The 18,879-nt window shown below is 59.4% G+C and carries 14 protein-coding genes and 1 tRNA gene; 6 read left to right on the forward strand and 9 right to left on the reverse strand.

The window, feature by feature from the left end:
* Nucleotides 1-14 precede the first annotated feature (14 nt).
* Nucleotides 15-1,301, forward strand: coding sequence for an alpha-L-fucosidase (locus tag C8D82_RS06190; RefSeq protein ID WP_116883409.1), 1,287 nt, complete (start codon nt 15-17; stop codon nt 1,299-1,301).
* Nucleotides 1,302-2,025: 724 nt separating this feature from the next.
* On the opposite strand, the gene C8D82_RS06195 is transcribed toward C8D82_RS06190, so the two are convergent.
* The 8 genes from C8D82_RS06195 to C8D82_RS06230 all read right to left on the reverse strand — a co-directional run bounded on the left by C8D82_RS06195 (nt 2,026) and on the right by C8D82_RS06230 (nt 13,943).
* On the reverse strand, nt 2,026-3,381 hold the full coding sequence (locus C8D82_RS06195; protein WP_116883410.1) for an MFS transporter: 1,356 nt from the start codon (nt 3,379-3,381) through the stop codon (nt 2,026-2,028).
* Nucleotides 3,378-5,756 (reverse strand): BNR-4 repeat-containing protein, encoded by a 2,379-nt coding sequence (locus C8D82_RS06200; RefSeq protein ID WP_133245088.1) that lies wholly within the window; start codon nt 5,754-5,756, stop codon nt 3,378-3,380. Before C8D82_RS06200 ends, C8D82_RS06195 begins: the two co-directional genes overlap by 4 nt.
* On the reverse strand, nt 5,735-6,484 hold the full coding sequence (locus tag C8D82_RS06205; RefSeq protein ID WP_116883412.1) for a prepilin-type N-terminal cleavage/methylation domain-containing protein: 750 nt from the start codon (nt 6,482-6,484) through the stop codon (nt 5,735-5,737). Before C8D82_RS06205 ends, C8D82_RS06200 begins: the two co-directional genes overlap by 22 nt.
* Before the next feature lie 644 nt (nt 6,485-7,128).
* Entirely contained in the window at nt 7,129-10,038 is a 2,910-nt protein-coding gene (locus C8D82_RS06210) for a LamG-like jellyroll fold domain-containing protein (protein WP_116883413.1), read from the reverse strand.
* A gap of 63 nt (nt 10,039-10,101) precedes the next feature.
* Entirely contained in the window at nt 10,102-11,169 is a 1,068-nt protein-coding gene (locus C8D82_RS06215; RefSeq protein ID WP_165832868.1) for a GntR family transcriptional regulator, read from the reverse strand.
* 163 nt (nt 11,170-11,332) lie between these two features.
* Nucleotides 11,333-11,791, reverse strand: coding sequence for a hypothetical protein (locus C8D82_RS06220; RefSeq protein WP_116883415.1), 459 nt, complete (start codon nt 11,789-11,791; stop codon nt 11,333-11,335).
* Nucleotides 11,792-11,812: 21 nt separating this feature from the next.
* Nucleotides 11,813-12,622, reverse strand: a complete 810-nt coding sequence (locus tag C8D82_RS06225) for a prepilin-type N-terminal cleavage/methylation domain-containing protein (RefSeq protein WP_116883416.1) — start codon at nt 12,620-12,622, stop codon at nt 11,813-11,815.
* Nucleotides 12,623-12,698: 76 nt separating this feature from the next.
* Nucleotides 12,699-13,943: an FMN-binding protein gene (locus tag C8D82_RS06230; protein WP_116883417.1), complete on the reverse strand. Its 1,245-nt coding sequence runs from the start codon at nt 13,941-13,943 to the stop codon at nt 12,699-12,701.
* A 310-nt stretch (nt 13,944-14,253) separates the two neighbouring features.
* Here C8D82_RS06230 and C8D82_RS06235 point away from each other — a divergent pair, with 310 nt between their 5' ends.
* Together C8D82_RS06235 and C8D82_RS06240 are read left to right on the forward strand one after the other, a co-directional pair.
* The gene (locus tag C8D82_RS06235) at nt 14,254-15,171 is read left to right on the forward strand and encodes a sugar phosphate isomerase/epimerase family protein (RefSeq protein ID WP_116883418.1); all 918 of its coding nucleotides are present in this window, start codon (nt 14,254-14,256) and stop codon (nt 15,169-15,171) included.
* 334 nt (nt 15,172-15,505) lie between these two features.
* Nucleotides 15,506-16,222: a hypothetical protein gene (locus C8D82_RS06240; protein WP_116883419.1), complete on the forward strand. Its 717-nt coding sequence runs from the start codon at nt 15,506-15,508 to the stop codon at nt 16,220-16,222.
* A 211-nt stretch (nt 16,223-16,433) separates the two neighbouring features.
* On the opposite strand, the gene C8D82_RS06245 is transcribed toward C8D82_RS06240, so the two are convergent.
* Nucleotides 16,434-16,509: transfer RNA gene (locus C8D82_RS06245), tRNA-Lys, on the reverse strand.
* Nucleotides 16,510-16,701: 192 nt separating this feature from the next.
* Between C8D82_RS06245 and C8D82_RS06250 the strand changes: the two genes are divergently transcribed.
* From C8D82_RS06250 to C8D82_RS06260, 3 genes are read left to right on the forward strand one after another with little or no spacing between them, the layout of a single operon-like run.
* A complete protein-coding gene (locus C8D82_RS06250; RefSeq protein WP_116883420.1) occupies nt 16,702-16,965 on the forward strand; it encodes a phosphoribosyl-ATP diphosphatase in 264 nt (87 codons plus the stop codon).
* Between the two features lie 46 nt (nt 16,966-17,011).
* Entirely contained in the window at nt 17,012-17,860 is an 849-nt protein-coding gene (gene hisG, locus C8D82_RS06255) for an ATP phosphoribosyltransferase (RefSeq protein WP_116883421.1), read from the forward strand.
* A 23-nt stretch (nt 17,861-17,883) separates the two neighbouring features.
* Nucleotides 17,884-18,861 carry a KpsF/GutQ family sugar-phosphate isomerase gene (locus C8D82_RS06260; protein WP_165832869.1) on the forward strand — a complete coding sequence of 326 codons (978 nt, stop codon included), beginning with the start codon at nt 17,884-17,886 and terminating at the stop codon, nt 18,859-18,861.
* Nucleotides 18,862-18,879 lie beyond the last annotated feature (18 nt).

Raw genomic sequence — 18,879 nt, forward strand, 5'->3', positions numbered from 1 at the left:
ACAAGGAGCAAAAGATGGGAAATTACGGCAAAGGCGATACCGCGTGGTTCACTCACGACCGTTTCGGCATGTTCATCCACTGGGGGCTTTACTCTATGCCGGCGCGTCACGAATGGATCCGCCATACCGAGGAGATCAGCGACGGGGATTACCGGATTTATTTCGACCTTTTCGATCCCGATCTCTTCGACCCGAAGGCGTGGGCCCGCGCCGCCCGCGAAGCCGGCATGAAATACTTCGTGATCACCACCAAGCACCATGAAGGCTTCTGCCTCTGGGACACGAAATACACCGATTACAAAGTCACCAACACCCCCGCCGGGCGCGACCTGCTGCGCGAAGTGGTGGACGCCTTCCGGGCGGAAGGCATCCGGGTCGGCTTCTACTACTCGCTGATCGACTGGCACCACCCCGATTTCACGCTGGATAAGATCCACCCGATGCGCAACAAGATTTCCGCCGGGGAGTTCAACAAGGGCCGCGACATGAAGCGTTATGCAAAATACATGCGCGACCAGGTCACCGAACTGCTGACCAATTACGGCAAGATCGATGTGCTGTGGTTCGACTTCAGCTATCCGGGTGAAAACGGCAAGGGCCATCTGGACTGGGAATCCGAAGAGCTGATCCGGCTCGTGCGCAAGCTCCAGCCCGGCATCATCGTCGACAACCGCCTCGACCTGCCCGGCTCCGGCGATATCCTGACTCCCGAACAGTTCACGCCGGATCACGGAATGGTCGACGAGGAAGGCAAGCCCGCCGTCTGGGAAGGCTGCCAGACCTTCTCCGGCTCCTGGGGCTACTTCCGCGACGAAACCAGCTGGAAGAGCGTCAAAATGTGCATCGAAATGCTGGTCAACCACGTCTCGCGCGGCGGCAATCTGCTGATGAACGTCGGCCCCACCTCGCGCGGCTACATCGACGCCCGCGCGATGGAACGGCTCGCCGGTTATGCCGACTGGATGAAGTACAATTCACGCTCCATCTACGGCTGCGGAGCGGCTCCCGCCGGGTTCCCCGCCCCACCGGACTGCCGCTACACCTACAATCCGGAAACCAACCGCCTCTATCTGCACTGTTTCGCGTGGCCTTTCAAGCACGTCCACCTGCCGAACCTCGCCGGCAAGGTCAAATACGCCCAACTCCTCGCCGACGGCAGCGAAATCAGACGCCGCGAAGCCGTCAATGAGGTTCACTCCAATCTCAACAGCACCACGCCCGACAATGCGCTCACGCTGGAACTGCCGGTGCTGCTGCCGCAGGGCACCGAGGTTCCGGTGATCGAACTCTTCCTGAAATAACGTCTCTCGGGGATTTCGCTCCTTTCGGAGCGAGCAGGGCGCTTCGCCCCTGCACCCCGACCGGCAAGGTGCCGGCGTCGGGTACTTAGATCCGGGAAAGGCGTACCGCCTTTCCCTCCGGGTGGGGGAGGCTCCGGTAGAGACAGGCGTGGTTGTACAGGAGCGGCACACCGCTCCGGTCGGCGCAAAGCCTGCTTTTTTGCAGGCTTTAGGCACTCCCTACGCCTGCTGCCGCCGGAGGTCACGCGCGGAACCTCCAGATGCTAACCATGTAACAGACAGATACCCTGATGGAGGCTGATAAGAATTGATCTGCCGATATACGCAAAGCAAGGTCAGGCAACAATGCAATTGTCATATCACCGGCAAGCATATCTTTGAGTACGAACCTTACCAAACCTTGCCTTTATCATAAGGACAGGTAGAGTTCAGCCTCCATGAGGGTAATTTCACATCATCCGGTCAGCATCTGGCCGTTCCGTGCGTGACCTCCGGCGGCAGCAGGCGCAGGGAGTGCCTAAAGCCTGCAAAAAAGCAGGCTTTGCGCCGACCGGAGCGGTGTGCCGCTCAGGTACCCGCTTGCCTGTCCACAGTAGAGTCTCCCCCCTGGAGGGAAAGGCGGTACGCCTTTCCCGGATCTAAGTACCCGGCACCGGCACCTTGCCGGTCGGGGTGCAGGGGCGAAGCGCCCTGCTCGCTCCGAAAGGAGCGAAATCCCCAAGGGTCAGACGGTCGGAGCAGGAGCGATATAGCCGGAATCGCCTCCGTAACGCTGATAACCGCGATAGACCATCACGAAACAGCCCAGCCCGCAAAGACCGATCACGCCGCCGATGGTGAAAAGGTGGGGGTAATGGTTGCCGGTAAGATCGAGGAATTTGCCGACCAGCGGCGCGCCGATCACGCTGGCGAGCGCGTTGATCAGCATCATCGCGGAATTGAACTGCGCGAAATATTCGCGGGGAAACAGGCGCGGCGCATAGGACGCCATCAGAGTGTTGTAGCTCATGATCGAAATGCCCTGAACCAGAAACAGCCAGGCGAAAACCGATTCGGTGGTGGCGATCCGGCCGCCGATAAAGAGGATTACGGTTTGAAGCGCCATGGAAACCATGCCGGTGCGGATCGGGTGGAAGCGGTCGGAGAACCAGCCGAGGAAGAAGCTCAGCACAAAGGAGACCAGGCAGATCAGCGAACTGACCTTGCCGTAGAAATCCATATCCATATTGAGGCTTTTGGCGTAAAAGATCCCGTAGATGTTAAAGGGGACCACCGAGAAGCCAGACACCACCGACGCCATGATCACCCAGCGGTAATAGGGCAGCGAGAAGCACTCACGGAAGTAGGTCTTGACCGCGCTCTTCACAGTCGGGGGGCCGGAGGTTTCCGCTTCCGGCGGCGGATATTCGCCCTCTTTGACCTTCAGGCAGATGCTGAACAGGCCGATCCCGTAAAGCGCCGCGAGGCCGAGGAAGATTACCAGCGCGTGGGTTTCGGCGTAGCCCATCACGAAGTAATTGAAAAGAAATGCGCAGCCGAGGCTGACGGCGCGGAACATCGCGAAAAAGCGCCCGAGAAACTCCGTCGGCACCACGTCGGTCGCCAATGCGTTGAAGATCGCGCCGGCCAGCGTGGTTCCGAAGTCGAGGATGATCCAGAAAAAGCAGAAAACCAGCAGCGCCGTCAGGTTATAGGAGATATGTTCCGCGCCGACGGCCTGCCGGATCAGCCTCGCCAGAAGCGGCGTGAACCCCAATCCGGCCAGCCCGATTACGATGAACGGGGTGGTCAGCAGCAAATACGGGATGCGCCGCCCGAACCGGCCTCGATGGCGGTCGGAACGGTAGCTGACGATCGGGCACAGGAAGATGTTCGTGAAGTTCGGGAAGGAGATCATGATGATGCCGAACAGAAAATCCGACACGTCGAACTTCTTGAGCATCAGCGCCGCCACCGTCCCGGTCGCCCGGTCCTTCATCGAATACGCGAAATCCCCCCACATCAGCCACAGAAACAGCACGGCCAGTCCTCCGGCCGTGTAGACCAGCGTGCCGTTGCGCCATGTCCTGCCTTTGCTCATCGGAAGTCTCCGGTGCGGGCGAGACTCCAGCTTTCGCCGTTGTCCTTTGAAACCAGGATCACCGGTTCGCCGCCGCGCAGCTGCACCATGCCGCCGGCTTCCCACGACTCCCAGTGGCGGACCGGTTTCAGTGTCATTCGCCCGGCGGAGCCGGAATAAGGCAGCGTCTCCTCCAGCTCCGGGTAGATGAAGCGCATCGTCTCATAATAGTCCGGCGGCCAGAACGACTGCGGCGGCACCGCGAGATAGGTCAGATAGAGGAAGTTGTTGCGCGGATTGATCGCGACCTTGTGCATCCAGCTGTGGTAGAGCAGCTTGGATGGGGCGACAATAGTGCGGGCCGGTTCCCACGGTTGCCCGGGTTTCTTGCGGAACATCACCAGCCGGTTGTTGTAGACGCCGGTGCTGGAGCGGTGGAAACTGTACAGCGTGCCGTCGGTGCCGCAGTTCAGCGACCCGTAGCTGCACCGCTCCTGCCCCTGTTCGGGGCGGATGAAGCGGACCGGCTCGAACGCCTCCGCCGAATACGGCTGCTTCGACCGGGTGTACAGCGTCGGATTGTGGTGCCCGTTCACGATCACTTCGATATATCCCTGCGGATCGAAGCTGATCGCGCCCCAGTTGTGGCCGTCCAGCCCGGAACCGGCGGAGCCGATATAGACCGGTTCGCTTTTCCGTCCGGTTTTCAGGTCGTAAGTCGTGATAAAGGTCGGCACCCCGTTCCGGCTGTCCGCCGGGTTGAAGCGGGAGTGAAACGGATGATGGTACTGGGAATCGAACCGCATATTCCTCTCCGGCGCATCCGGCCCCGGAAACGACGCGGGCAGCGAACGGCCGTACCGGGTCTTCGCCAGATTGTCGACCGTCCAGAGTTTTGCGGGATCGGTTTCGCCGGGATGGAGTTTTTTCAACTCCTCAAGAATGGCCCCGCACCACCTGCTGCCCGGCCGGTATTCAAGCAACCAGCCCCAGATCACGAACAGCTTGTCCGGGGTGGAAAGCACGATGTTGCCGTCGCCGGAGTGATAGTTGCAGCCGATCGCCGCTTCGGAGATCTCGACCGGTTCCCCCAGCTCCAGCGTGTCACCGTTCCGCTTCGGCAGCAGGAACTTAAGCCCCCGGTAGCCCGCGTCGAAATATCCGTAATCCGAGAGCAGGATCACCGGCGGGCGGTCCAGCGCCGCCGGATTATTGCCGTCGAGCTTTTCAAAGCCCGCGATCGGCAGCGGCAGCCGGTAGACCCGGAAGGTTTTAAAGCGGTCGGGCGAAAAGAGCAGCAGCGCGGTGCGGGTGCGCCAGTCGTACCGCCTGCCGGAGCCGTTGAGCGCCTCCACCTGCGCCAGCACATAGGCGTTGCCGTCGCGGTCGAACCGGATCACCGGCTCGCCGCCCTGTGCCCCCCAGTTGTGGTAAAGCCCGGCCCGGCCCTGTTCCTTCGCCCACTTTTCCAGATGGGGCCGCAGCGAAACCGCCCGCCAGTCGCTTCCGTCGAGGTACTGGATCAGTTCTCCCGCCGCGATATACGCCCTGCCCTCCGGTGAAAAACTCACATAGCCCGGATTGTAACGAGGATACCACGCATAAAGATCGCGCTCGGCCCGGCTGTGATGGCCGTAGCTGATGAAGCGGTCACCGGTTACGACCGGCCCGTCCGCCCGGTCCTCCGGCCACGAATGGTTCAGATTCGGGGTGGGACGGTCGGTCAGCCTGACCTGATACAGCTCCGGCTTCGCGGCGGGAATCTCCGCCCTGCCCGGAACCGGGCTGATTTCCATGAGCCGCACCGCTGCGTAAGGATTGGGGTGGTGTCCGCCGGCTTTGGCAAAGAGATAGACGCCGGAAATCCGATCCCATCCGGCGGGGCGGTTGATCGGGCGCGCATCGGCGAAATCCAGTTCCAGCTCCTTTTCGCCGGTGAAGTCCAGCGGAATTTCAAAACAGAGGTAGCCGCGCCCCTTCGCCTCCGGGTTGTCCGACCGGAACGCCAGCGTGATCACATTGTTGCTTTTCAGTGCGGATTCAAGCCGGACCCGGATCGCGCGGCACCCCGTCCAATCCAGCTTGAGGCCGGTCAGCGCAAGGGTGGGATTGCGGTGCATATCGCGCCAGAACCCCTCCCGGACTCCCCGGTCGAACTCCGCCGGCGATTTGTGCGGCAACCGCCATTCCCGGCTGGAAAACTCCTGATTGGACCAGAGGTCCTGTTCGGTGAGGTTCTTTTCCGCCATCGCCCGCAGAAGCTCCGGGCTGACCGAGCGGAACTCCGCCATATCCAGCTTGAGCTTATCCGGCGCGGCGCCGCAGGAGAAAGCCAGTGCGAGCAGCGCCGGGAACAGTCGTAGTTTCACCGCCGTCACCTGCTGTTGATGTTCCACAGCACGTCCTTGTCGCCGTTGCTGTAGAACTCCCGCACATACGGGTTGATGCCGGTGCCGTAGGAGTGGCGGCTCACCTGTACGCCGGTGAATTTCGGCGCGACATGGCCGTCGGCATAGCAGACGTTGCTCGCGAAACTGTGGCGGCCGTCGATAAATCCGAGGTCGTCCGTCGTAACCTGAAAATTCGACCAGAGCATGAAGAAACCGTCCTCCATCCATTTGGCGGAGTAGGCGTCCGCGAACAGCAGCAGCTTCGACGGGCTGACCGCCCGCGTCATCTTGCCCCGGCTGCCGGAGGAATCCGTCCGCTGAATCATCCGGTTCATCCCGTAATGGACGTAACGGCCCCCGTTGTAGTTGGCGCCCGGATCGTCCCAGGCATTCTGCCAGTCCTTGCGCGTCATTTTACGGATTCCGTACTTGTCGTTCGGCATCATCGGGCAGGCGAACACCTTGCCGGAAAGCGAATTGTCCAGCGCCAGCCGCACCGACCACTGTTTGAGTTTCCCCTGAGCATTCGGAATCTCCTGCGGCATCAGCACGTCGTCGTTGTCGTTGCAGTACATCAGCGTGGCGCTGCCGACCTGTTTGAGGTTGCTGACGCAGTTTGCCGCCCCCGCCCGCTCCCGCGCCTTGTTCAAGGCAGGCAGCAGCATCGCCGCGAGAATCGCGATGATCGCAATCACAACGAGCAGCTCAATTAAGGTAAAGATACATTTTTTCATTTTTCCCTCCGTCATCAATCATGTCTGGTTTGTTGGTCATAAAGGCTACGGTTCCAATCTGATGTTATGTTTGCTTACCCGGCCCGATGCCGTCCGAGGTCAACCTTGGAGTGCGGAGCCCGAAGGGCTTGCTCCCGCAGAGCGGGAGTAAGCTTCAGCTCCGCTTTCAAGTCGCATATATCATATAATGATGCTTATGCTTAATTCGCCTTTCCGTATCGTTACAAGCCACAAACTGGTTGCGCTTTGAACTGCGGATGGCTCCGGAGGGCCTTTTTCAAGGCCTGCCCGCCTGCGGCGCGCACGATCGCCCGTCCGGACCTCCCCGCTCGCCTCGGAACTCCCGTTGACTTGCGAAGCACTCCCATTCGCGGCGGGGCTAGCGCCCCTTACTTGTCGGGCTGCGCCCGCCAACCCTTCAACGTTCGCTGCGCTCACTACGCCAGGGAGGCTTCGCTCACTACGTTCGGCTTCGTCACTATCGTTCCTCGTTACTTGCTGCCGCAAGTAATTCCCTCACATTCGTTCGCGGCGCTTGCCGCGCTTATTGTGCGCCGCGTAAAAGCAACTCGGCCTTTACCGGCGCTTGCCACGCTTATTGTGCGCCGCGTAAAGGCGGCTCAGCCTTTATACCCCCTCGCCTACTATTTCAAATCCTTTCCGACAGTCAGCTTCCACTGTTTCGCATCGGGATCGAAAGTGAGCAGCGTCAGTTCCGCCGCCGGGCCGACGTACATCTTGCACTTGTTCCCCTCCGGGAGGCCGATATCGCTTTTGCCGCCCCGGTACGCTTTCTCCTCATCCGGGTACTGGAAGATATCGAACCAATACTGATCGAGCATCAATTGCTTCATCGACGAGTGCGAGTAAAATCCGAGCGTGATTCCGCCCGTCGCCGGATTGTAGATCGCCTTGTGCCCCCAGACCTTGTACATGTACCGGTACGGCGTGACCAGCACCTCCTCGCCCTGCCACGGTTGGCCCGCCGGTTTTACATAGAGGCCGAGGTGGTTGTTGTACACGTCGGTGGTGCTGCGGTGAATGGTGTACAGCGTGTCGTTTTTGTCGCAGTTCAGCGTCGCATAGGACAGAAACGGCGTCGATTTGCCGGGCTTCACATATTCCGGGGCGCTCCACGGGCCGTAGGGATTGTCCGGCTCCAGACTGTGGGTGTAAGCGACCGGATTGTGGTGGCCGTTCGCAATCACATGCAGGATGCCGCGGCTGTCCGCCGTGATCGCCGGCCAGTTGTGGCCGTCGTCGTGCGCTCCGCCGGAGAGCAGATAGCGCGGTTCGCCGAGCCTGCCGGTTTTCAAATCGTATTCGATGATGAAAGTCGGCGTGCCGTTTTTGCTGTATTCGGTGAAGGTCTTGCCGCTGCGCTGCTGCTGATAGCTCAGTTTCAGGCCGGGATGATCGGGTGGAATCGGCGGTATGACCGTCTGTTTCGCGCCTTTCACATCCTGCATCGCGATCGCGTTGACCGAAGCGACGCCGAAGACGATGAACACCTTGTCGCCGCGGGTAATCGCCAGATTGCCGCCGCCGGAGTGCTGATCCGGGGAGATCGCGAATTCGGCGTACTTGACCGGCTTGCCGAGGTCGAGGGAACCGTCGGCCTTTTTGGAAGGAGTCAGCAGATACCCGGCCGGATCTGCGTCCCGGAAGTAGCTGTAATCGCCGAGCAGGATCACCGGCGGGCGCTTCAGGCAGTCCCGGTTATGCCCGTCGAGCTTTTCAAACGTCGCGAGCCGCCCCGGCAGCCGGTGGACCTCGAAGCTCCTCATCCGGTCGCGGGAATGCAGCAGCAGCGTGGTCCGGGTGTGCCAGTCGACATTTTTACCGTCGGCGTCGAGTTTTTCGACCGGTACCAGCAAATAGAAGTCGCCGTCGTTATCGTAGCGGATCGCCTTTTCGCCGAGCGACTGGCCCCAGCTGAGCTGCAATCCCGGCCAACCCTGCTCCTTCGCCCACTGTTTCAGGATGGGAACCAGATCGGTGTATTGCCATTTGCCGTCTTCGCCCCGGAACTGAACCAGATCGCCGGAGTGGATATAGCCCCTGCCGTCCGGCCCGTAGCTGACGAAGCCGGGCAGGAAGTCCGGGCAGTAGTCGAAAAGCGCCCGCTCGGCAGCCTGATAATACTGGTGGGCGTAGGGGGCGTGCACCGGCTGCTCCCCCCGGGTTTCGGGATAGGGATGATTCAAATAGGCGCGCTGATATTCGCGCTTGTTCATTTTAAAGACAAAGCCGTCGGCGTCTTTCTCCTGCCGGATTTCCCCCGGAAACTCCGCGCTGTTATCCGGTTCCGCCGATGGACGCAACTCTTTGAGCGTCAGATCGGTCGCCGGATGGGGCTGCGCACCGGCAACTTTCGTGAAGAACCACGCGCCGTCCACCTTGTCCCAGCCCGCCGGCTCCCCGACCGTTTCAAATTTGTCGCGGCTGACCGTGATCGTCTTTTCCCCGGTGAAGTTGACCGCGAACGGGAAACGGTAAAAGTCCCGGTACGGAGTCTGTTTTGAATCGGCGGAAAAAGCGAGCCAGACCGTTTCTCCGGTCGCCTCCTTCGAGGTGAGTTTCAGCGAAACCGCCGGCTGTCTGCTCCAATCCGCCGGAACCTGCGCCGCATGCAGCGTCGGATACATCGGGTGGCGGTTCCAGCGCAACCCTCCGGCCTCCGGGCGGGCGCCGGTCGCCAGCTCCCGCATCGTTTTCGCCTCGATCCGCTTGCCCGGATCGTTGCCGAACCGGCTTTTCGCGGACCACATCTCTCCCTCCGGCATGGAGTCGAGCAGCTCCACCGGAGCGGTCAGCCATGCGCCGGGCGCGGAAAAATTCATCACTTCGGCCGGAGTGAACTTCCTCTCCCACGGATAAAGCTGTTCGCGCACCCGGCGCTGCCAGTTTTCCGGCAGCTTTGAATCATAGATGACCGGATCCTGCAAAAACAGGTCGCCCGCTTCTCCCGCCTTGCCGCCGCCGAGGGTCAGCGGACTCGACCCGGAACGCAGCGCATCCGGCGGCACCTCCGAGCACACCTCCTGTCCGTCAATGAAAAGCTTGCCGTAGCTGGCCCCGTCAAGCTCCATCGCGACATGGTGAAGCCTGCCGCCCTGCAGCCGGACCGAACTTCTGCCGACGAAGTTTTCCTTGCCGTCGGACTTCTTCCAGGTCATGCCGTAGAGCAGATATTCGCCGTTGCCGGCGGGGGCCGCAAAGAACTGCCACTGGTTGTTCTTGCCGCGCCGCCGGGCGATGTGGCAAAAGACCGCCTTTTCCGGCAGCCTGACCCACGCCTCGAAAGCGACGGTTTCCGGGTTGCCCGGATAGGGAAGCTCGATCCGCGCGTCAGGCCCCTTCAGCAGGAAGCCGCAGCCGCCGTCCAACCCCTCCGCGGCCTCGACCTTGCCGGTGACCAGTCCCCGGCGTCCGTCGGAACCGGTCACGGTCCCCTCCCGCATCGTCTCCGGCCGGACGCCCACCGGCGCCGCCGCACATGTCGCCGCCAGCAACCCGGCGCCGATCCATCCTGTCATCTTCCGGTGATTCATTTCAAGCTCCTGTATTTCATACCTGTATTATTCGTATCGCGGAACGTTCTCTTTTCCAATGCGTCAGTTACTGAATTCGAGGGTGGCCGGGTAGCGCCGTTTCAGGACCGGGACGGCGTTTCTCCTGATGATTTTTTCAGAAAGATACCGGATCGCATCCTCCGCCATCTGCGCCAGCGGCATTTTCACGTAGCCGAACGGGAAACCGCAGAAGTTGCGCATCTCCCCGATATCGTCGAAGCTGATCACGGCCATATCTTCCGGGATCCGGATATTCAACTGATGAGCCGCCGCCGCGAACGGCAGGAAATGGGCGCCGAACGGAATATAGACCGCATCCGGCCGGTGCGACTTCAGATATTCGGTGATCACCGCCGTATATTCCGCGTCGGGCCGGTCCTGCACCAGACTGCAGAACAGCTCCGGCTCCGGGAAACTGCGATCGACCGCTTTCAGGTAGCCGCCGATACGCGCGACGCTGCTGCTGGTGCCGTCATTGGGAGTGATCAGCGCGATTTTCCGGCAACCGCGTTCCCGCAGGCTGCGGACCGCCCGGAGTGACTCCTCATAATAATCGACGTAAACCGACGCAAGATCGGGATGATGGGAAATGCGGTTGAACAAAATCACCTCAATCCCCTGCCGCGCGATCGCTTCAAGCTCGGCGTTTTCATCGGTATTCAGCGCCAGCAGCCCTTTCCAGTGGTTCGGCTTCAACAGCGCGGCGGAAATTTCACTGACCAGCGAAAGCTTCACCCGGCATTGCGGAGCGGTCGCCGCCGCCGCCTGATAGATTTTGGTGTAATACCAGCTGACGTTGAAATTCATCTCGGTCAGGTTGATTGCGACATCGTTCAACTCCTGCGCGGGCGAAAAAGCCGGATCGGCGGGGTCGCAGACAAAAGAGCCGAGGCCGTTCTTCTTGACGATCAGGCCGTCCTTTTCCAGCTTCGCCAGCGCGGTGCGCACCGAAACCCGGCTGATGCAGTACCGTTCGCAAAGCTCCGGTTCGGACAGAATCCGGCTTCTGGGCGGCAACTGGCCGCTGCGGATCGCCTGCCGGATTTCATTCAGCATCCTGTCGTAGACCGCTTTTTTCCGGACCGGTTTATGGACCAATTCATCAAGCATATTCATCTCCGGTGTTTAATACCTGTATTATAATTATGACAAAGAAAGTTGAAAAAAGCAAATCTTTTTTGAAAAAAATTTCGATATTTGTGAACAAACAAAAAAGGAAGAAGGCGGGGGCAAGGGGGGCCCGTTCTTCTTCCTCACAGGGAAAAGGCGTTTTTTATTCGGCCGGATCGTACTTTGCGATCCCGACCAGCCGGTAACCTTTGGAGTGTTTGTTGAGTACGAACCGGACCGGCTGTTCTCCGTTCAGCCTGCCGGTGATGTAGAAGCGGGACGGAACATGTTCGACGGCGATGTATTTCACATCGGTCACCGAAAGTTTCCGGCCATGCTCCCGGAGCAGTTCGAGGCTGGATTTGACGGGGTCCTGTCCCTCCATGCACCGGATGGCCTCGCGTTCTTTCCGGGTCAGGCCGAAAAAGCGTTCCAGCGTGCCGGTACGGTTTTTATCATAGGCCTCCGCAATTGCGTCGAACGCCTGCTTCAGTTCCGCCTGCTCGGCGGCGGAAGCCTCCACCTCCGTCGGAATGTTATCCGGCGTTTTCTTCACATTGACGGCCCACACCATCGCCAGGCCGCCGATCACCAGTGCCGCAATCAATACCGCTTTTTTCATTGCCGTTCCTCCCGATTGCCATTATTCTCCGTACAGGCTTTCCGCCGTACCTTCGTCATTTTCATCGGCATCCAGGCAGCCGATGTGATTGACCGGATCGGCGTTCGCGGTTCCCATCGTGCCGCCGGCATGGGTGTAGAAACCGGTGCGGGAGCCGACGTGCCCGTCGGCGAAAGCGAAGTTCCCCTGCCCGCTGTGCCGGAAATGCACCTTGTTGCAGCTGATCAGGTTGTTGACCTTGAGCTTGCCGGCGTCGCTGGTTGCGGAGTCCCCGTAACCGACCACGGCGGAGGGATTCTTGATGCGTCCCGGACGCTTTAGACCATAGGTAGAAGAAGCAGGTCGACCAGACCACATTTCAAAGACGCCGTGAACCTTCCGGTTGACGCCATAGCCGCCGCCGTTGGCCGCCGTAATCTTCTGGCCAGTCAGCATTCCGGCGACGGAAGCATGCGGACAGATGAACACATTAGAGGAAAGCTCCCGCATGATTTCCTGATCGGCATTGCCGGATTTCTTCAGGTAGGGAGTCAGGTATCCGTCGGCGGTGAAGTCGATGGAGTCGCCACTGCCGGAAGAACTGCCATTCGATACTCCGCACCAGTAAGTGCCGGAACCGCCCATCAGATACTGCCGGGCCGGTGAAATGAATTCATAATCGGCAGAATAGAGCGAATCCGCCTGTCCGATCGACTTCAGCCGCCCCACGCAGGAGGCGGAAATTCCCTTTTCCCGCGCCTGGTTGAGCGCCGGCAGCAGCATCCCGGCCAGAATCGCGATGATGGCGATCACGACGAGCAGCTCAATAAGAGTAAAATTTTTGTACCTCATTTTTCTCTAATGTCCCATAATGGTAATTGTGTTAATAAGATTCACTATATTATATTTGAATATTCTTCTTTTTTTTTCACTTGGTCAGTGCATCAAGCCGTTTCTGAATCACCGCGTCGGGATCTCTGGTGAATTCGGCAAGGTGGTCCTTCAGGCGCGCAGTCTCCTGTTCTTTCTTTTCGATCGCAGCGGACATCGCGAGAGTGCCCTGTACCAGCTGGCGGGTCACCTCTTTGCGCAACTGTCCGAGTACCTGCGGATCGCGGTTCTGCCGGTAGGCAGCAGCCAGCTTCGCAATCTTTTCCTCCTGCTCCTGCGCCTCGGGGCTGCGGAATTTCATCTTCCCCGGAGCGGAAGCCGCTGCCGCCGGAGCTTTCGCTCCGCCTTGTTTCAGGACCATCGCCAGCCGGGCTTTGACGGCCTCCAGCGCCTTCTCCTGTTCGGCATTGTGAGGGGGAACAGTCTGGAGCATCCGTTCATAATTGGCGAGAATCGCCGCTTTCAACGCCTGCAGGTCGGCTTCGGATTTGGAAGCCTTGTACTTCTCCGCCGCCAGCGTCACCGGACTTTTCTTTCCGCCGCGGCCGGGATGGTTGAAGAACATCAGCTTGTTCTCTTTAGCGAACTTCTGCGCCGCTTCCGGCCCCTCCAGCGCGGCGATCAGCCGCAGTTTCAATTCGTCCTCCTTGCGCTCCTGCAACTGCTTGAGCAGCACCTGACTGCCTGACACGATCCGCTGAAGCATCGCGATGCGCCGTTCCAGCTGAATCACTTCCGGGCTTTTCGGAACAGCCGGAGCGGCGGCGGCCGGAGCGACCGGAACCTTCTTTTCATCTTCCGCCATTTTCAGGTAGGATTCGGCGAGCTTGCGGACTCCGGCATGGATTGCGGAGCTGCTGTAGGTGGCTCCGGTCACGAAATCGACCTCCTTGCCGGGGATTTCATTCATCTTGAGCTTGTTCCAGCTTTCGAGAAACCTGGCGGCGCGGACCCGGTTCAGGAAGGAGGGGGTTTCCTGATTTTTGCCGATCAGGACTCCGGCCACGCGCTGTTCCTTGTCGAACAGCACCGCGATTTCGATGGTCCCGGCATAGCCGAACTGCCGTTCGGAATCGCCGATGGTTTCCAGATACAGCGAACCGAGCACATTGGAATTGCCGTCGCGCACCTGATAAACGCCCGGCTTGAGCAGGGTGAATTCCCCCGCTTCCGGAAATACCCGTTCAGCCTCCTTCACAAAAGGTTTGACCGGTTCCGGCACCTCCGCGCCGACAGCCAGAAGCGCCGATACCGCTGTTGCAAAAACGAGAAGCCGTTTCATTGAAGATTGTCCTTTCCTCAGCAAATTAGCCTTGCCTAATTTCAATTATGCAACCATTGCCGTTTTGCTGAAATGGTGAAAAATGGTTTGATTTGATGTTGCCTTCTAATATATCCGGGGAAAAGAAAATTGCAAATCGATAATTAGGTTTGTCTAACTTGTTTTTTGAAAATTTCCTCTCCACGGCTTTTCAGCCGGATCAGTTTCTTCAGGTTTATCCGCTCCGGCGGGTTGATTTTCATTGGAACGCGGCTACATTATACCGCAAGAAACAGTTTCAAGCCAACTTTTTATTCAGAGGAACAGGACTATGTATTACACCGGTTTTGCGGATGAGGCCTCCGTCGGCCTCGACGGACAGATCAAGGCGACCAAGGCGCTGGGCTGGAAGTATATCGAATCGCGCGCGATCGACGGCACCAACATCCATGATCTGCCCGAAGACAAATTCGAGGAGGCGGTCGCGAAGCTGGAAGAAGCCGGCGTGATGGTCAACTGCTTCGGCAGCGCGGTAGCGAACTGGGGCTGGGACCCGCTCAAGGAGGAGGATTTCCAGAAGACCGCCGAACAGCTCAAACGCGCGATCGCGCGCATGAAGCGGCTCAACTGCAAAATGATCCGCGGCATGAGTTTCAAAGCGCTGTGGGAACGCCCCGCCTGGGATAAGGAGATCGAGGAAAACGTGTTCCGCAAGGTCAACGCCCTGGTCAGGATGTGCGAGGAAGCCGACATCCTCTATCTGCACGAAAACTGCAACAACTACGGCGGCATGTCCTGGAAGCACACCCTCAAGCTGCTCGACAACGTGAAGTCCCCGAACTTCAAACTTGTTTTCGACACCGGCAACCCGGTGCTGAACTTCGACCGCAGCGAAGGGGACGCGCTGGACAAGGTGCAGAGTTCGTGGGAGTTCTACCGCAACGTCAGGGAGTTTATCCACTACGTCCATATCAAGGATGCGATCTTCAAGGGCCGCAGTGAAAACGGCGGCTTCAACAAGGCCGAGTTCACCTTCCCCGGAGAAGGCGAAGGCGATGTGGTCCGGATCGTGACCGACCTGCTGAAGAACGGCTATGACGGCGGTTTCTCGATGGAACCGCACATGAAGCTGGTTTTCCATGAAGAAAACGCCGCGCAGAACGCCGTCGAGCGCATGGACAACTACATCGAATACGGCAAACGCTTCATGAAGCTGGTCGAAGACGCCAGAGCCTCCCTCGCCAGATAAGGCGGGAATGCCTCCGGCGGCCGGGGGCGCTTCGTCCCCCCCCGGTTATTACTCACAAGCAGGGCCAGCTCTATCGGCAGCACTTCGCACCGGCACGTTGCCGGTCGGGGTCAAGGGACGAAGTGCCCTTGTCGTCGAAAACGCTTGTGCGCTACTGCGCCCAGCTACCGGTGCCTGATTGCAAATCAGGCCGCGTAGCGCACAAGGTCTGCAAACCGCAGGGCTGCAGACCCGCCTGCCGCAAAAGCGGCAGGCTTCCCCGATTCCCCCAATCAGGCAGCAGGGCTGTAAGCCCCGTCTGCTGAAACAAAGCAACTGAAACCGGAAAAGAACAATGGATCTATTGATAGTTCTGGGAATACCTCTGATCGGGGTCGCCTGCGGCATCGCCTTTCTGTGCGGTTTGGCAATCGGGTGGAAATGCTGTTGGCTGTGGCTGCTGCTGGCGGGATTCAGCACAGTGCCGGTCGGCGGAATCGCCATGCTCGGAGCCTTTCAGGGAGCTTTCAATTCAGAGCCGGTCAACTTGTACCGGACGGATTTCTTCGGATACCTCGCCGAACTTCTGGAACGGTCGGAACACCCCGTTCAGGCGGCGAAACAAATGGAAGCGGAAGTCGCCGCCGGAGTATGGGAACGCAAATGCAAAGAGTTCCTGCCGCCGCAATTGCCGGATGCCGTGCTGTATGTCGGAATTGTCTGCGCCATTGTCGCATTCAGCGCTCTCAAAATGAAAAACAGCTGGAAGCGCACGGCGATCTGGTTTCCGGCATGGCTGGCGGCGGTGGGGTTGATTTCGGGGTGGCTGTTTTGCGATGTCCGGCACTCCGCCACACGCAGCCATATCCGAATGAGCGACAACGGCAGAACCCAACTGCTGGAAGAATTGCCGGCAGTTTTGGAAAAGAGTTCGATTTCCGGCGCGGCGGCCGCCGGAATCGTCCGGAACTACATTCAAGAGGAGTATCCGAACGTCTGCCACTGCGAACCGGCCAGTATGCTTCTGGCGGAGATTTCTACTGCCGCCGGCGGCGAATCACCCCGGAAATAGTCCTCTCATCCACAAAAAATAAAGCCCCGCTTTCGCGAGGCTGAGTTTTTAATGGTACACCCGCACAGATTGCCCTCGCTGCGCTCGTGCTCGGCTTCGCCGTCGAACCTGTTCGAGCGTCACTTCGTGCCGCGGCTCAGGTTTCACCTTCGCCATCCGTGCCGGCGCACATTAAAAAATAAGCCCCGCTTTCGCGAGGCTGAGTTTTTAATGGTACACCCGCACAGATTCGAACTGTGGACCCAATGATTAAGAGTCATTTGCTCTACCGACTGAGCTACGGGTGCCTGATGTGCTTTTTAATATGACGCAATTCGGGAAAAATGCAAGCGGATTTTCGGAAAAAACAGAAAAATTGTATTTTTTTTATGCTTTTTCCGGGATGCAGGACTGCGGAACTGGCTTTTTTCGGATCAGGCGCTATATTAACATGTATTTTAGTTCACAGATCACTATTATTTTTACGATTGAGAGAGGCCATGAAAACTTTTGACGGATTGTTTGTGGAACTGAAAGCCAAAGCCGCAGCCAATGATCCCGCTTCCGGAACCGTGAAGGAACTCGCCCGCGGCAAACATTTCATCGGCAAAAAGGTCGTGGAAGAGGCCGGCGAGGTCTGGATGGCCGCGGAATACGAAGGCCGTGAAAAGACCGCCGAGGAAATCTCCCAGCTGCTCTATCATCTTCAGGTGATGATGATCGCCAACGATCTCGAACTCGAAGACATCTACAAATATCTGTAAAACCGGTTCCATCCGGCTGCGATTCATTCTGTAAGGAACGTTCAATATGCTTCAAATGGCAATTCCGAATAAGGGCGCCCTCTCCGAGGACGCCGTCCGTCTGCTCCAGGAGGCGGGATACCGCTGCTCCCGCTCCGGCCGTGAACTGATCGTCCGTGACCAGGCCAACGAGATCGACTTCGTCTTCCTGCGCCCGCGCGACATCGCGCTCTACGTCGGCAACGGCGTGCTGGACCTCGGCATCACCGGCCGCGACCTCGAAATGGATTCCGGCGCCGCCGTCACCGAGGTGATGCCGCTGGAATTCGGCCGCTCCCGCTTCTGCTTCGCGGTGCCGAAGGATTCCGGGTTGACCGTCGAAAAGCTGGACGGTCTGCGCATCGCGACCTCCTACCCCGAACTGCTGCGGCAGAATCTGGAAAAGTTCGGCCTGAAGTGCCCGATCGTGAAACTGGACGGAGCGGTGGAGATTTCGATCCGGCTCGGTGTCGCGGATGCGATCGCCGACGTGGTCGAATCCGGCGCGACGCTGAAAGAGGCGGGGCTGGCGGTGATCGGCGAACCGATGCTGCACTCCGAAGCAGTGCTGGTCAGCCGTTCCGCCGAGCTGGCCGACCGCCCCGAAGTGCACAAGCTGGTCGCCCGGATCAAGGGGATTCTGGTGGCGCGCACCTATGCGATGATCGAATACGACATTCCGCGCGCCAGCGTCGAAGCCGCCTGCCGGATCACTCCGGGCATCGAAGCCCCGACCGTTTCGCCGCTCTCCAATCCGGACTGGGTCGCGGTCAAGGCGATGGTGCTCTGCAAGCAGTGCAACGGCATCATGGACGAACTGTATGAAATCGGCGCCCGCGGCATTATCGTGACGGATATCCGCTCCTGCCGGCTCTGACGGTCTTCCGGGAGATGGAAACGATGACTAAGACGGTTCTGGAACGCGCCCGCGAGGTGTTCGACACCGAGATCGAAGGGCTGCAGGCGGTTCGCGACAACCTGAACGGCTCCTTCGAAGAGCTGGTCGCCCGCTGTATGGAGACGCTCTCCAACGAAGGCAAGCTGATCTTCACCGGCATCGGCAAGAGCGGCTATATCGGCAAGAAGATCGCGGCGACGCTGTCCAGCGTCGGCTCGCCGTCGGTATTCATGCACCCGGTGGAGGCCCGCCACGGCGACCTCGGCATGATCCAGAAGCATGACCTGCTGATCGCCCTCTCCTACAGCGGCGAAACCGAGGAGCTGCTCGTGGTGCTGAATCCGGCCAAGCGGCTCGGCGTGCAGCTTGCCGCCATCACGGCCTCCGCCGGTTCGACTCTCGGACGCATGAGCGATCTGGTCGTGGAAATGCCGGTGCCGCAGGAGGCGTGCCCGTTCAACCTCGCTCCGACCACCACCACCACGGCGCTGCTCGCACTCGGCGACGCGCTGGCGATGGTGCTGCTGGACCGGCAGGGATTCACCAAGTCCGACTACGGCCGGCTCCATCCGGGCGGCGCGATCGGCAGGATGGTGACGCTGCGCGCGATGGACATCATGCGCGACCTTGAACATACCGCGATCGTCCCGCCGGAGGCGAAGGTGCGCGACGCGCTTTACCGCATGAGCCATGCCCGCTGCGGCTCCGCGATCGTGGTCGCCCCGGACAACCGGCTGCTCGGCATTTTCACCGACGGCGACTTCCGCCGCTGGTGCGAAAAGGATATGTCGGTGCTGGAGCGTCTGATGAGCGAAGTGATGACTCCGAAGCCGGTCACTGTAAAGGCGGAACAGCTTGCGGTCGAAGTGCTTAAAACTCTGGAAACCCGCCATGTGGATGACATCGTGGTCGTGGACGACGGCGGCGTGGTGCAGGGCTTCATCGACGTGCAGGACCTGCCCGGCCTGAAATTGATGTAACAACCAGGCCGGTTGAAA

The sequence above is a fragment of the Victivallis vadensis genome (assembly GCF_003096415.1).
Taxonomy (GTDB): Bacteria; Verrucomicrobiota; Lentisphaeria; order Victivallales; family Victivallaceae; genus Victivallis; species Victivallis vadensis.